Origin of the sequence: Wenzhouxiangella sediminis (assembly GCF_003410055.1) — a bacterium.
In the GTDB taxonomy this organism is placed as follows: Bacteria; Pseudomonadota; Gammaproteobacteria; order Xanthomonadales; family Wenzhouxiangellaceae; genus Wenzhouxiangella; species Wenzhouxiangella sediminis.
In genome coordinates this window covers 1-13,015 of sequence record NZ_QUZK01000053.1, presented here as the reverse complement: position 1 = coordinate 13,015, position 13,015 = coordinate 1, and the positions used below count along the sequence as shown (strand labels likewise).

At 58.0% G+C, this 13,015-nt stretch carries 10 protein-coding genes; 8 read left to right on the top strand and 2 right to left on the bottom strand.

The genetic code is table 11. The features are described from left to right. Positions 1-189: 189 nt before the first annotated feature. The gene (locus DZC52_RS15095; RefSeq protein WP_116651990.1) at positions 190-2,268 is read right to left on the bottom strand and encodes a putative bifunctional diguanylate cyclase/phosphodiesterase; all 2,079 of its coding nucleotides are present in this window, start codon (positions 2,266-2,268) and stop codon (positions 190-192) included. 272 nt (positions 2,269-2,540) lie between these two features. Between DZC52_RS15095 and DZC52_RS15090 the strand changes: the two genes are divergently transcribed. From DZC52_RS15090 to DZC52_RS15070, 5 genes are all read left to right on the top strand, one after another. Continuing rightward, entirely contained in the window at positions 2,541-3,899 is a 1,359-nt protein-coding gene (locus DZC52_RS15090) for a nucleotide sugar dehydrogenase (protein WP_116651989.1), read from the top strand. A gap of 5 nt (positions 3,900-3,904) precedes the next feature. Next, a complete protein-coding gene (locus DZC52_RS15085) occupies positions 3,905-4,828 on the top strand; it encodes a glycosyltransferase family 2 protein (RefSeq protein ID WP_116651988.1) in 924 nt (307 codons plus the stop codon). 66 nt (positions 4,829-4,894) lie between these two features. After that, positions 4,895-5,998 carry a nitroreductase family protein gene (locus tag DZC52_RS15080; RefSeq protein WP_116651987.1) on the top strand — a complete coding sequence of 368 codons (1,104 nt, stop codon included), beginning with the start codon at positions 4,895-4,897 and terminating at the stop codon, positions 5,996-5,998. Next, the gene (locus DZC52_RS15075) at positions 5,995-6,930 is read left to right on the top strand and encodes a lysylphosphatidylglycerol synthase domain-containing protein (RefSeq protein WP_181918983.1); all 936 of its coding nucleotides are present in this window, start codon (positions 5,995-5,997) and stop codon (positions 6,928-6,930) included. The genes DZC52_RS15080 and DZC52_RS15075 overlap by 4 nt, the downstream gene beginning before the upstream one ends. Next, on the top strand, positions 6,927-8,168 hold the full coding sequence (locus tag DZC52_RS15070) for a polysaccharide pyruvyl transferase family protein (RefSeq protein ID WP_116651985.1): 1,242 nt from the start codon (positions 6,927-6,929) through the stop codon (positions 8,166-8,168). The genes DZC52_RS15075 and DZC52_RS15070 overlap by 4 nt, the downstream gene beginning before the upstream one ends. A 547-nt stretch (positions 8,169-8,715) precedes the next feature. On the opposite strand, the gene DZC52_RS15415 is transcribed toward DZC52_RS15070, so the two are convergent. Further along, positions 8,716-10,053, bottom strand: coding sequence for a hypothetical protein (locus tag DZC52_RS15415; RefSeq protein ID WP_147307731.1), 1,338 nt, complete (start codon positions 10,051-10,053; stop codon positions 8,716-8,718). A gap of 701 nt (positions 10,054-10,754) precedes the next feature. On the opposite strand from DZC52_RS15415, the gene DZC52_RS15880 reads away from it, so the two are divergent. The 3 genes from DZC52_RS15880 to DZC52_RS15050 all read left to right on the top strand — a co-directional run bounded on the left by DZC52_RS15880 (position 10,755) and on the right by DZC52_RS15050 (position 12,967). Then, on the top strand, positions 10,755-11,180 hold the full coding sequence (locus DZC52_RS15880) for a pilin (RefSeq protein WP_116651983.1): 426 nt from the start codon (positions 10,755-10,757) through the stop codon (positions 11,178-11,180). A gap of 259 nt (positions 11,181-11,439) precedes the next feature. Beyond that, a complete protein-coding gene (locus tag DZC52_RS15055) occupies positions 11,440-11,889 on the top strand; it encodes a pilin (RefSeq protein WP_116651982.1) in 450 nt (149 codons plus the stop codon). A gap of 388 nt (positions 11,890-12,277) precedes the next feature. After that, the gene (locus DZC52_RS15050; protein ID WP_116651981.1) at positions 12,278-12,967 is read left to right on the top strand and encodes a glycosyltransferase family 39 protein; all 690 of its coding nucleotides are present in this window, start codon (positions 12,278-12,280) and stop codon (positions 12,965-12,967) included. The last annotated feature ends 48 nt before the right edge of the window (positions 12,968-13,015 follow it).

The following is a 13,015-nucleotide window of genomic DNA, read 5'->3' as shown; positions in this document are numbered from 1 at the left end:
GGGACCTCCCGACCGGAGGCGCCAGTAGAAGGAAGGCCCCGGGTCAAGTCGACGCGAAGCGTCGTCCCGGCCCCCGAGCCGGGACCTTCCAACCGAAGGCGCCAACCGATGGAAGGCCCCGGATCAGGTCCGGGGCGACGATGTGGTTGTTCCTGAAACCTGAACCCTGAACCCTGAAACCTAAACCCGTCAATCGACCAGGTCTGGCCGCCCGTAATACCACCCCTGCGCATAGTCGCAGCCCACACCGCGCACGAACTCCGCCTCGGCGGCGGTTTCCACGCCTTCGGCCGTGACTTCCATGCCCAGGTCGTGGGCCAGGTTTGTGACGGCTCTCACGATGGCAGCGCTGGCGCTGTCGTCCTCGATGTGGCGAACGAAGGTGCGGTCGATCTTGAGGTGCTGAACCGGGAGCCGGCGCAGGTAGCCCAGGGAGGAGAAGCCGGTTCCGAAATCATCGATGGTGACGCTGATGCCGGCTTCGCGCAGGCGGCTGATCTGCTTGAGCGACTCGGCGTTGTCGCGCATGAAGGCGCGTTCGGTGATCTCGACTTCGAGGCGTTCCGGCCCCAGCCCGGCCGCTTCGCCCATCTCCACAAGGCGGGCGCAGAATCCCGGATCCTGAAGCTGGCTGGGCGCAGCGTTGATCGCGAGATTGGTGCCGTCCATGGCCGCCACCGCGCGCATGGCGCGTCGATAGACCTGCTCGCCGAGCGCGGCGACCAGGCCGCGCTTTTCGGCCATGGCGACGAAGCGGTCCGGCGAGAGCCAGCCGTCCTCCCAGTGGTACCAGCGCGCCAAGGCTTCCACCGCAACGGGCCGGCCGTCGGACAGGGAAACGATGGGTTGCAGCGAGACCTGGATCTGCTCGCGCTCGATGGCGCTGCGCAACTCGGTCTCGAGATAGCGGCGGGCGCGCGCGGCCTCGGTAAGTTCCTTCGTGTAGCGCGCCCAGCGGCCGGGGCCCTGGGATTTGGCCTTGTAGACCGCCGCGTCGGCATGGCGGACCAGGTCCTCGGCGGAATCCGCGTCGTCGGGAAACAGGCTGATACCGATGGAGATCGTCATGCGCACCTGGCGTTGATCGATGCGCATGGGCGCCTCCATCGTGCGGCAGATCTCGTCGCTGAGCACCTCGGCACGACACGCGGCCTCGCGACCACGGAGAATGACCAGGAATTCATCGCCGCCGACACGGCCGAGCACGCCCTCCCCCGTGACCAGCGAATCGAGCCGCTCGGCGACTTCCTTGAGCAGCCGGTCGCCGGCCGCGTGGCTCCAGGCGTCGTTGATGTCGTTGAAGTTGTCGAGGTCGAGGTAGAGCACGGCGAGGCCCTCGCGCGCCGAACCGGCCAGCGTCAGCTCGTCGCGCAACGTGGACTGCAGGTGGGCTCGGTTGGGCAGCCCGGTCAGCTCGTCGTAGTAGGCCAGGCGGGTGAGCTTGCGCTCGAGCTGGCGGCGATGGGTGACCAGGCGGGCGAAGCCGTGCCACATGACGCTACCGTCGGACAGCTTCTCGGGGCCGGAATCGACCTCGACCCACTCCAGGTTCTCGTCGGTCTGCGGCCGCCCGACCGGGTACATGCGGAAATGCTCGAAGAAGGGCTCCAGGGTCTCGGCGCTGCGGTTGACCGACTTCAGCACCCGTTCGACATCCTGCTCGTGAATGCGCTGGAACAGCGGCTCGGCATCCTCCGCCACGGTTGCGTAGTCCGTGCCAAAGACCTCGTGGAACTTGGCGCTGGCGTAGGGCAGCCACATCCGGCCGGTTTCGGCGTCGCGCTGGAGCTGGTAGACGGCGCCGGGAACGTGGCTGGCCAGGCGCTCGAGCTGGATGCGCTGGCGGGCGTGATCGGCCTCAACGGCCTTCAGGCGCGAGACGTCGAGGGCCACGCCGGCGATCATGCTCTCGCCGTTCAGCTCCACGCGCCGCCCCTGGAAATGATGCGGCGGGCTGGCGCCACGAGCAGTCAGCACGGAGGCGTCGATGGCCGAATACCCCTCGACCAGGCACTTCTCCAGCGCCAGTTCGACCGATTCCTGGTCGGATTTCGCAAAGAACTCCAGCGCCGACATGCGCCCGATCTGCTCGGCGCTGTAGCCGGTGAGCTCCTGCAGGCGCGAATTCCACAGCCGCACGCGACCGCGGGTGTCGATCAGGTAGAAGATGCCCGGAATGACGTCCAGCAGCAGCCCGGACAGCTCACGAGCGTCCACACCCTCCCCGGCGGCCTGCGCCGAGCCGAACAACTTCCCACCTGTTGTCATCCCCTGCTGGTCCTGTATTCCCTATTCTGCCCACCCCTGCGCAGCAGCCCCGTAGCCACCACGCCCCCTGTCGACTGCCCGGTCAACGATGCTGACGATAGCAGATTGTGACTGCCGTCACAAAAGCTTCCGCTATTCTGCCGCACAAAGGCTTACAGGCATGCATACGGCAATCATCCCGATAGCGTGCCATTTGCTCATTCCATGGGCTATAGCGCGCCCGGCATTTCTGTCATACTTTCCACTGCAAACATAAGTTGATTTCCGTCCGAATGCCGAAGGATCTTCCCCAAACAAATCAAGCACGCATTGCCGTCATCGGGCTTGGATACGTAGGACTGCCCCTGGCAGTGGCATTCGGGCAGCGGCAGGAAACCATCGGCTACGACATCGATGAGCAGCGCATCCAAAGCCTGCAAGGTGGCAGCGACCCTACCCGGGAGGTCAGCACCGACGAACTGAGAGGTGCCTCGCAGCTTCGTTTCACTGCAGACACAGGCTCACTAGCCGACTGCCACGTCTACATCGTCGCGGTACCCACTCCAGTCGATCGCCACAAGCGGCCCGACCTGACTCACCTGCAAGACGCCTGCCGCACCATTGCACCGCTTCTCGAGCCCTGCAACATCGTCATCTTCGAGGCCACGGTCTACCCAGGCTGCACCGAAGAAGTTTGCGTTCCCATACTGGAAGCGCTATCCGGCCTCCATTGCGCGTGGAATCAAACCGGCAACGCCGAAGACGAGCCGGTCAGATCTAGGCAAGCAGAAGATAAGCCAACCGACAAGAAGTTCTTCGTCGGCTACTCCCCGGAACGGATCAACCCCGGAGACAGCGCCCACAGCCTGAGAAACGTCGTCAAAATCACGGCCGGCAGCAACCCCGAAGCCGCAGAATTCGTGGACGAACTCTATAAATCGGTCGTGGAAGCCGGCACGCATCCGGTCAGCAGCATTGCCGTGGCCGAAGCCGCCAAGGTCATCGAGAACACGCAGCGCGACCTCAACATCGCACTGGTCAACGAGCTCTCACTGATCTTCAACCGACTGAACCTGGACACCACGGAAATCCTCGAAGCGGCCGGCACCAAATGGAACTTTCTGCCCTTCCGGCCGGGTCTTGTCGGCGGGCACTGCATCGGCGTGGACCCCTACTACCTGACCTACAAGGCCGAAGCCGTCGGCTACCATCCTCAGGTTATTCTCGCCGGCCGCCGCATCAACGACGGCATGGGTAGACACGTCGCCAGCGAGCTTGTCAAACTGCTGATCCGCCGAGGAATCAGCATGCGAGGCGCCAAGGTCCTGATCCTGGGCTTGGCCTTCAAGGAAAACTGCGCCGACATAAGAAACACGAGGGTCATCGACATCATCGAAGAGTTGCAAAGCTACCGGCTTGAGGTGGATATCCACGATCCCTGGATCACCAGCACCGCAGCCCGTTCCGAGCTCGGAATAGAAATCATCGAACAACCTGAGCGCGCCGACTATGATGGTGTCATCGTGGCCGTCGGCCACGACCAGTTCCGGGAACAGGGCATAGAAGCCATTCGCGCCTATGCCCGTAGCGACGGCATCGTCTACGACGTCAAGAGCGTGTTTGGCCGGGAAACCGTGGATGCCAGACTTTAGGAATCATGGAAAACCCAAGACTCTCCATCATCATTCCGGCAAAGAACGAAGCGGCCGCCATCAGCGAAGTCGTCCGAGATATCATGTCGCGCTACCCGCATGCGGAAGTCATCGTTGTCAACGACGGATCCACGGACGACACGGCCAAACTAGCCCAGGAAGCCGGCGCCACAGTCATCAACCACCCGCATGCGCTCGGCAACGGCGCAGCCGTCAAACGCGGCGCACGGGAGGCTAGCGGCGACACCCTTGTCTTTCTGGACGGCGACGGCCAGCACAATCCTGCTGACATCCCTCGCCTGCTCGAACGCCTCGATCAAGGATTCGACATGGTTGTCGGCGCCCGCGCCGGCGCCAGTTCACACGCCAATACCGGCCGCCTGATGGCCAACGGGGTCTACAACCTGGTCGCCTCTATGGTCACAGGCCAGGCCATTCCGGATCTGACTTCTGGATTTAGAGCAGCGAAAGCCCAGAAGTTTCGTCAATATCTGTACTTGCTACCTAACGGATTTTCATACCCAACTACTATAACAATGGCGTTCATGCGATCCGGTTACCCCGTGGACTTCATAGACATCAAGGCCGCGAAACGAAAGGGGAAGAGCCACATCCGACCAGTACGGGACGGCATCAGGTTCCTGATGATCATTTTCAAGATCGCCACGCTCTATGCCCCCTTGAAGCTATTCCTCCCCGCAAGTGCTTTGTTTTTTCTTACTGGCGTCGGATACTACTTTTTCACTTACGTAACGCAAGGCCGCTTCACAAACATGAGTCTACTGCTGTTCAGCGCAGCAGTGATCGTGTTCTTGATCGGGCTGATCTCAGAGCAAATCACGTCATTGAATTACAAAGACGCCGAGAACCTGGCGGGCCCACGGCAAGGCACTTCAAGCGCCCCCCCCCAGATCAAAGCAACGGATTGATCCTCTCTCATCACTAAGGGCTTCACAGGTCAGGAATTGCAACGTCAGCGCTGTAGGTACGCCTAGATGCTTGAATTCATCAAGGGAATCGTAGAAAGCCTTGCACAATTTCGCGCTGTGCGGCGAGCACATTACTATGCCGTCCGCGGCACGCTCGAAATCTTTGCGAGTAACCGTCTGTTGGCGACACTTTACGCAACATTGGCATTCCCGACCTTTAATCGCGAACAATACGCAGTTTTGCGAGGCAGAAGAGACTACTACAGGAGTCTCTCAGCACGCTCACGTCGATCTGCAGAGCTACGCCGGAGCATCCACCGGATAGAGAAGGGCCTCAGCATGCGTCCGCTGCGGAGCAGATTCGCGGAAGGGTATATTGCGGATGCAGTCGAGCAATACCGACGCTGTCTTCGATCAGGCGGCGAGAGCGAGAAGGGTCCTGACAAGCAAGAATTGCGTTGGGCGCAAGATGTCCTGCGCCGCTATTTCAAAACCGTCGAAGTCACATCTGTGACTGAGCAGGCCTTCCGAACATTCAAGCGGACCGAGCAACCGGATTCGGACGGGGACGAGAACGCACCATATCCTGCCGGAAACCGTCCGGCATGTCCTTTTGGCCACGAGGATTTCCACCAGCTCGCTCTGCGTCGCCGGTCGATTCGATGGTTTCTCCAAGAGCCAGTGCCGCGATCGCTCATCGACAAGGCACTAACTTCTGCAGGGCTGTCGCCGACGGCCTGCAATCGCCAGCCCTACGAATTTATGATCTACGACGAACCGGAACTTGTTAAACGGGTTGCTTCCGTACCCTTCGGCACAAAGGGCTATGCTCAACAGATTCCGGCGCTGGCCGTTGTCGTCGGCAACCTGGACAATTACGCTAGCCCCAGGGATCGCCACGCCATCTATATCGATTCTTCCCTCGCGACAATGTCTTTTCTGCTAGGCCTTGAAACGCTAGGGCTGTCCTCAACGGTAATCAACTGGCCGGACTTCGAACCCCTTGAATTGCGCATGCAACGTTTGCTCGGGCTGGAGTCGAGTCAACGTGTGACTATGCTTGTCGGCTTCGGATATCCTGACCCGGAGGGCCTGGTGCCGTACTCCGGAAAGAAGGGACTGGAGTATTTCCGGTCATTCAATCGATGCCGGGGCAAACTGGCCAGATGAGAGCTTGGAGATGGATCAGGCGGTCGCTGACGGCGGTCTCCCTTGGGGCCGTCGGTTACTTCTTTGCCATTGCTCTAGCAGAACACCTGCAAGCCACGGAAGGAGCATGCCTGACGCCGGATCCATTGACGGCCGTCGCTGTTGCCTGTTTCGCTTTGGCCGTTGCTGTATCGGCGCTTCTGTGGCGGTCGATCCTGAACCGCTCGGCAAGGGCAGAGTCCCTTGGGAGGCTCGACGCGGTCGAGGTCTACATCGCAGCCTGGCTGCTGAAATACCTTCCGGGCAAGGCTTGGTCCTACGCCTACAGGGCCGCCACCGCCCGGGCCCGAGGGATTGAACTGGCAACACTATTGAACTCGTTCGCCTTGGAAACGCTGTTCCTGTTGCTGGCGTCTACCGTTCCGGCCATCCCCATCGTTCTGGCCGTCGCCCTGACGGATTCGGCCATTAGCATTCAGATGCTCTCGCCTCTATTACTGCTTCTACCGGTTCTGGCACTGCTCCACCGACCAACCACTGAGCGACTGACTGAGTTTCTCTACCGATTCCTCCGTCAGCCGAAACCTCCCAAGTCCGCTAGAATGTCCGGGCGATTTCTGGCGAAAATGCAAGCGGGTTATCTTGTGCCTAGGGTGCTGAACGGCGTTGCCTTCGTACTGATCACGCATTCGCTGTACGGCGTCACCGTCGACATGTGGGCACCGCTGGTGGCCTTTTACATGCTCGCAGGCATCCTTGGCTCGCTGGCCTTTTTCGCGCCGAGCGGCATCGGCGTGCGTGAGGGTGTGCTCGTGGGCCTTTGCATCCACTACTTCAACCTGGAACAGGCCGCACTTCTTGCAATTATCACGCGCATCTATAACCTGTTGGCCGACCTGGCCCTAGCGGCAGTACTGGTGTCGTGCCGCGCCCGAAGGTGGATGAACGAATGAATTACGCTGTGATCGGTTCAGCGCTGTATGGCAACAAGGGGGCATCGGCGATGCTCGAGACGCTCATCCACGGCATCGGATCGCTCGACGGAGAGGCCCGGTTTGCATTGTTGAGCCTCTATCCGCCCCAGGACACCGAACGCAACGGTTTTGAAAGCCTGCGCATCGTCCCTGCCTCTCCCATTGCCCTGGTGCTGGCAATTATCCCTCTGTGCCTGCTTCACCGGTTATTCAAGCCACTTCGCCCCTGGCTCATTCGGCGCTCGCAGACTGTCCGAGCACTGCACCAGGCGGACATCTACGTTGACCAGTGCGGCATCAGCTTCAACGACGGACGGCTGAATTTTCTCATCTACAACATTGCCGTCTTGCTACCTGGCTTGCTCATGCGCCTACCCGTGGTGAAGGTCGCCCAGGCGATAGGACCTTTCGAATCACGGCTAAACCGCCTGGCGGCGCGAACTTTTCTGCCTCGACTGCACCACATATTTGCGCGCGGCAGTATCACTTTTTCCCACATCCAATCGATCGGACTCACCAATGTTTCCCAAGCAACCGATCTCGCGTTCGCATTTCCGTCGATCCGCAAGCGACACCGAAGCAGAACAGCCCCGCAGGAACACTGCCACAGCCGCCCCGCAAGCGTCATAGGAGTTGCACCTAGCGCTGTCGCCGCGGGCAAGGCCGCTAGAGCCGGAATCGACTACGTCGAAACACTGGCGGATTTCATCAACACCATAGTCGAAAGAGGACATCAGGTTGTCCTGTTTTCTCACAGTGCCCGCCCCGACTCGGAGCGCGAACACAATAATGACTTACCGCTTTGCCGCGCGATTCACGCCAGGTTGAGCTACCAGAACGGCTGCAGACTAGTCGATCGGGAGTTAGACACCGAATCACTTCGTGAACTGACAGCAACCTTCCGATGCCTCGTAACATCGAGGTTTCACGCCATGGTAGGCGCCATTTCAGAAGAAGTTCCGTGCCTCGTCGTCGGATGGAGCCACAAGTATTCGGAAGTGCTCTCCAACTTCTCTCTCGGCGACCAGGCCATCAACTATGATAAATGCCAGACAGAGCATTTACTCAGAATGTTCGACCGAACCCTACGCAACGAGCCACAGATAAGAAGCAAGATCTCGGCTCAGCTTCCGGAAGTCCGCGACCTCGCATTTCAGCAGATAGGCCTGATTTATAAGGCGGCTGTTGAGCATGCTGCAAATCGCCAGCCGACATGAGCTACGCTGAGAAGGTCAAATCTAACCGGAAAGATCAAAGCCGGCGAAGCACACTCTTGCTGACTCTTCTGTTCGATGCGCTCATGATCCGCGAGCTTGCCACTAGTGTCGAGGATCAAGTGAGGCCGACCCGAGCCCTCAGCATACTGATACCTGACCTGGCTATCGCGGTTTTGCTCTCGGCGGAGACGCGGCGAACCAGAGGAACCCAGAAAAGGCGGTCACTAGCGCGGTCAAAAGCCCTGCCTGTTGCCGTACATCGCGCCACACTCCGAGTCGCGCTCCCGAATCTTCTGACTTGGCGGCGATCACGAGTCGAGCGTTTGTACCGGCATTGCTTCTCTCAACCCCGCCCCGGATCCGAAGCAGGAGAACTTGCATCACAACGCTCTTAGACCAGTTGGATAAACCCGCCTATTCCCATGGGCCCACTAGCTACGAACCAATGACAGTGGAAGCTGGTTTATGGCGCGACGATCAGGTGCAAGCGCTCCACCCCACTTCATACCGCATAACTATCAGCATCAGAGTGCTTTAAGCATAGACCCTACTTTACAATCTCATACAGCACAAGATCTGGATGCAGATCATGGCACTCGACCTCTGACTGACACGACGCATATGAGCGCCTTGCTATAACGAAACCCCCTGGTTCCGCAAGGCTATTTGCAGGAATTATTTCTATAGAACATTGTGGAAAATAGTATTGAACCCTGAAGTATTGATGCTGCCTAAATCTCCCACCGTTGCGGGCATCCCAGTAGATGTGGCAGTGGCGCGCCTCACGAAGCACAGTAGCGGCGGAATACGGAATAGCCTCATTCAGTGGCACGCCCTTAAAAGGTTCTGAAGTAATGTGCGTCATCGTTGTAATTACGGCAAATGGCGCGAGCGCGAGGAACCGAAGCCGCCCTCTAAGGTTCGCCAAGCACATGAAAGTAGTTATCAAGAAGACCAAACCGCAGTAGACTAAAAGTGACCAACGGTCTCCAGCCTGGTACAACCAATCCATGACGCCGCCTGCGCCAACCGTATGGACTTGAGAGAAGTCAGCCCACGGCGGCCCTTGAATTGTGGCAGCTAAAACCAGGAAGGCGGCGAACGGCAACGCGAGGGCCTTAACTAATATGTTGCAATTCGACCACTTCTCCGAAATCACTGCCACTGCGGGAATCATCGCAAGCGCCAAGGCTGCGTCCACATGCCGACCATAGAACCAGAAGTCAAAGCGCTCCCCCGTCACGAACTTAAGCGCGGTTACTAGTCCTAGCACCAAAACCATGATGACGGGAAAGGCCGCCTTTGTCAGGATGCAATCCAAGCGGCTGCGCCTGTTCCAGCTCCGCAAACGCACGCCCTCCAGCGCTACGGCGATTGCCAACCATATGCAGCCGCCTGTAGTTAAAGTGCCATACGCAAGTATCCCAGCGCCTCTACCGGTTGCTTGCACAACGTTTTCTAGCGAACCCAGATGAGCTAGCAAGTCTAGCGCACCTGCGTCACCCGCGCGAAAGTGGCCTGAAAGCACTAGACGCTTTACTAGCTCATCAAGCGCAAGCACAACCACAAAACCAAGCGCAGCCAACAGAAAGCGGGTTCGGTATTCTGCTTTTTTGCTTATACAGCAGCCAACTGCGGCACCTCCGATTAGCATAACGGGCAGAACCAACATCTTTCTATGAAGCGCATAGAGCGCAAAGCTCGTTGCCAGCAGAAGGAAGAACCGCCGCCACGTTGGAAGCGCAACCCAGCTACACCAAAATGCAAAGGCAAGCAGCATACCCGCAAAGATGATGGTTTCCGGCAACGCGTGATGACTGTACAGAGTCAGCGAGGGATAGGCTAAGACTGCCACTCCAGCGGACCAAGCGGCACGCGCATTCATTGAAAAATGCCGGATCCCCAACCGAATCGCCAAGGGTAGACATACCGCGGCTGTGGCAGTATTTATTGCGAAAACAATTCGCTGTGTACCTTGAGGTTCTTGCGTCAGCCATTGGAAGGGAGCAAGCAGCAGCGGGTAGTAGGGTTGGCAGTATGCGCCGGGAGACATTTCATAGTGCGGGCCGACCCCAGATAGCAATCGTGCCCAACCCAGGCGGCACACCTCGTCTGGAAAAACTGCGGGCCCCGCAGGCGGACTGCCGAAGCTGTATAGCATAATCGCGACCACGATCCAGCATGCAGAAAAAGCCCAGAATGGCTCCAAGCGCCAAACAGGAATCCAACCACTCGAAAGGCCCGGAAGAGCTGGATATAGCCTTCTATTCATTTCCGACACTTACCAATATCACGCGGCCGCACCCAACCTAAGCGCCAATTGCTACTTCAGGATAGTACAGTGGGCAGCCGCGCAGCGATAGGGCTGCCGCGGGCTGGGCGCCCCTCGGAAATCCTTGCTTACATTGCTCGGACTGAACGCAACGACGTATGCGACCATTCTAGAGGCCACGCCTAGGCACCGGCTTCGACAGTGACGCGGGTGCATGGCATCGCGCGAACAGTAATGTGACGCCCGTCACACCTTAACCCTCATGCCACGAGAATTGCAGGGATTTCTTGCATCACTCCAGGCGGGAACGCGCTATGAATCAGACAAAGAACCACGGCTTTACACTTATCGAACTGATGATCGTTATAGCGGTTCTCGCGATCCTTGTTGCCATCGCCATGCCGACCTACGAGCAGTTCACGATCCGCGCTCGCGTCAGTGAAGGCGTATATGCGGCCGCACCCGTGAAGCTCGCCGTAGCGGAAGCCGTTAGCGCCAACCAAAGTCCCACACCGACCAATACTGGGCACGCCAGTCAGCAATCTGAATATGTGGACGCCGTGGAACTTGCCAATGACGGAAGTGGCGTAATAACCGTAACCACCCGCAATACAGGCGCAACGCCCGATCCAGTCATCACGCTCAGCCCAACGATTGCGTCTGACGGCGGAATTACCTGGCTGTGTGAACTGAGGGCCGGGGACGCACGATATGTACCCCCAAACTGCCGAACCCCTTAGCTCCAGCCAGACAAGAGCGACCAAAAATGACGCAACGTGACAAAAATTGTCACCCGGGCTTAAATCAGGCCAAATCTACAGGCCTACAGTCGTACAGTCCGCAAATTACCACGCTGAGCCCTGGCCTAATTCGCACCCAGTTGCCTGGATGGCATGCTTCATGCATTATATTCCTTGAAGGGGAAACGAAAATCGGATTTGGCCAAAGCCAAGTTTTACGTTCAACCTGAAGACTGTTGACAACCATAAAGGAGTCATTATGACCACGACCATGCGCAAACAAGGCGGTTTCACTCTCATCGAACTGATGATCGTGATCGCCATTCTGGCCATTCTGATGGCGATTGCCATTCCGGCCTACCAGAACTACTCGATTCGCACCGCCAACTCGGAGTGCGTTAACCTGGCTTCCTCGCTGAAGCTGGCAGTCTCCGAAACTGCACAGGCCAACGGTGTTGTGGCCACGGACGCTTCGCTGACCGCCAATGAGGTTGGCGTCAACCCGGCTCAGGTTGCGACTCCGCGCTGCGACAATGTCGGCATTGCCGCTGGCGTGATCACCATTAACAGCACCGGAAGCGATGGCACCTCCGCCGGCACCTTCACGTTTACACCGACTCAGGGCAGTATCGGCGACTCGATTCAGTGGAACTGCACTTCCACCCACGCCAATCAGCAGCACGTCGCTGCCGAATGCCGCGGCACCTGATCGAGTAACATCTTGATCGGTAAATTGGCGTAAGCCAAGACTTAGGAACCCCCGCTCTGCGGGGGTTTTCCTTTCCATGGCGCAAACTCGCTCATGCCCAACAACCAAACCGAATAAAATCCCCAAGCGCCATATCCCTGAGGAACTGCTCGAAACAAGGATAGGTAACAGAGGACAAACGCTCCCACTGCAGCGCTGGAATTGCACGACTAGCCGTCAGCCCTGGGCGCTACTTATTAAGGAGCACGCAATCGTATCCGAGGACGACACCAGGCGCTCCGAAACCTCAGGGCGCAAATGGCGATAGACTTGACTTCAGACCCCAGACAGATAAGCCTACCAAATAGACCAAGCGGGTTACGTTAGGCCTTGCATCAGAAAAGATGAAATGAATATCGCCAGCCAAAGGCCCTCAGTAAACACAGTGGCCCTGACCCTTGGGGTTACACTCTGCCTTGCTGCTTGCCTGGAACTGTCGCGAAACCTCGGAGCGAATTGGGACGAGTACAACTATCTCTCCAAAGTCTACCTGCTAGCATCTGGACAATTGTCCCAACCGCTTCAGACTTTTCATGCTCAACTGTTTGGCTGGCTTCCCAATGTCGGAACAAGCGAAATTGACCAGATTATTGCAGCTCGTCTTACAATATGGTCAGTATTTCTGGGGACGTGTGTACTCGTTTACCTCATAGGCCGCCAGTTCCTATCAAACCCCAGCGCGATCTTCTCCGCCTTTTCGCTCGCTAGCTTCAGCTTTGTATTACAACACGCCAGCAGCTTTCGCGCGGACACCATGGCGTCCTTCTTCGTTTTATTTTCAGCCTGGCTTGTCCTCCGACAAAAGCGCCTAAGCGCCATAATTGCAGGTATTTCCCTTTCCCTGGCCTTCCTACTCACCATCAAGTCAGCCCTGCTAATGCCGGCGTGGATCGGGTTAGTAGCTTGGAGTTGGATTCATGAAGGCAAGCAGAACTGTTTTGAGCAATCAAGGAATATATTCTGGGTCGCCATCTCCGCAGGGCTCTCCGGTGTAACGCTCTTTCTCCTACATCAATCAGCGCTCCAGGGACTGTCCTGAGATTTGTGTAACTGCCCATTGATACGTACTGTAAATCAGGAGTTTATC

What these genes read in the sequence shown, in the direction of transcription:
- DZC52_RS15415 (WP_147307731.1), bottom strand. Translation starts at nt 10,053, where the DNA reads ATGAATGCGCGTGCCGCTTGGTCCGCTGGAGTGGCAGTCTTAGCCTAT.
- DZC52_RS15090 (WP_116651989.1), top strand. Translation starts at nt 2,541, where the DNA reads ATGCCGAAGGATCTTCCCCAAACAAATCAAGCACGCATTGCCGTCATC.
- DZC52_RS15050 (WP_116651981.1), top strand. Translation starts at nt 12,278, where the DNA reads ATGAATATCGCCAGCCAAAGGCCCTCAGTAAACACAGTGGCCCTGACC.
- DZC52_RS15055 (WP_116651982.1), top strand. Translation starts at nt 11,440, where the DNA reads ATGACCACGACCATGCGCAAACAAGGCGGTTTCACTCTCATCGAACTG.
- DZC52_RS15070 (WP_116651985.1), top strand. Translation starts at nt 6,927, where the DNA reads ATGAATTACGCTGTGATCGGTTCAGCGCTGTATGGCAACAAGGGGGCA.
- DZC52_RS15880 (WP_116651983.1), top strand. Translation starts at nt 10,755, where the DNA reads ATGAATCAGACAAAGAACCACGGCTTTACACTTATCGAACTGATGATC.
- DZC52_RS15075 (WP_181918983.1), top strand. Translation starts at nt 5,995, where the DNA reads ATGAGAGCTTGGAGATGGATCAGGCGGTCGCTGACGGCGGTCTCCCTT.
- DZC52_RS15080 (WP_116651987.1), top strand. Translation starts at nt 4,895, where the DNA reads ATGCTTGAATTCATCAAGGGAATCGTAGAAAGCCTTGCACAATTTCGC.
- DZC52_RS15085 (WP_116651988.1), top strand. Translation starts at nt 3,905, where the DNA reads ATGGAAAACCCAAGACTCTCCATCATCATTCCGGCAAAGAACGAAGCG.
- DZC52_RS15095 (WP_116651990.1), bottom strand. Translation starts at nt 2,268, where the DNA reads ATGACAACAGGTGGGAAGTTGTTCGGCTCGGCGCAGGCCGCCGGGGAG.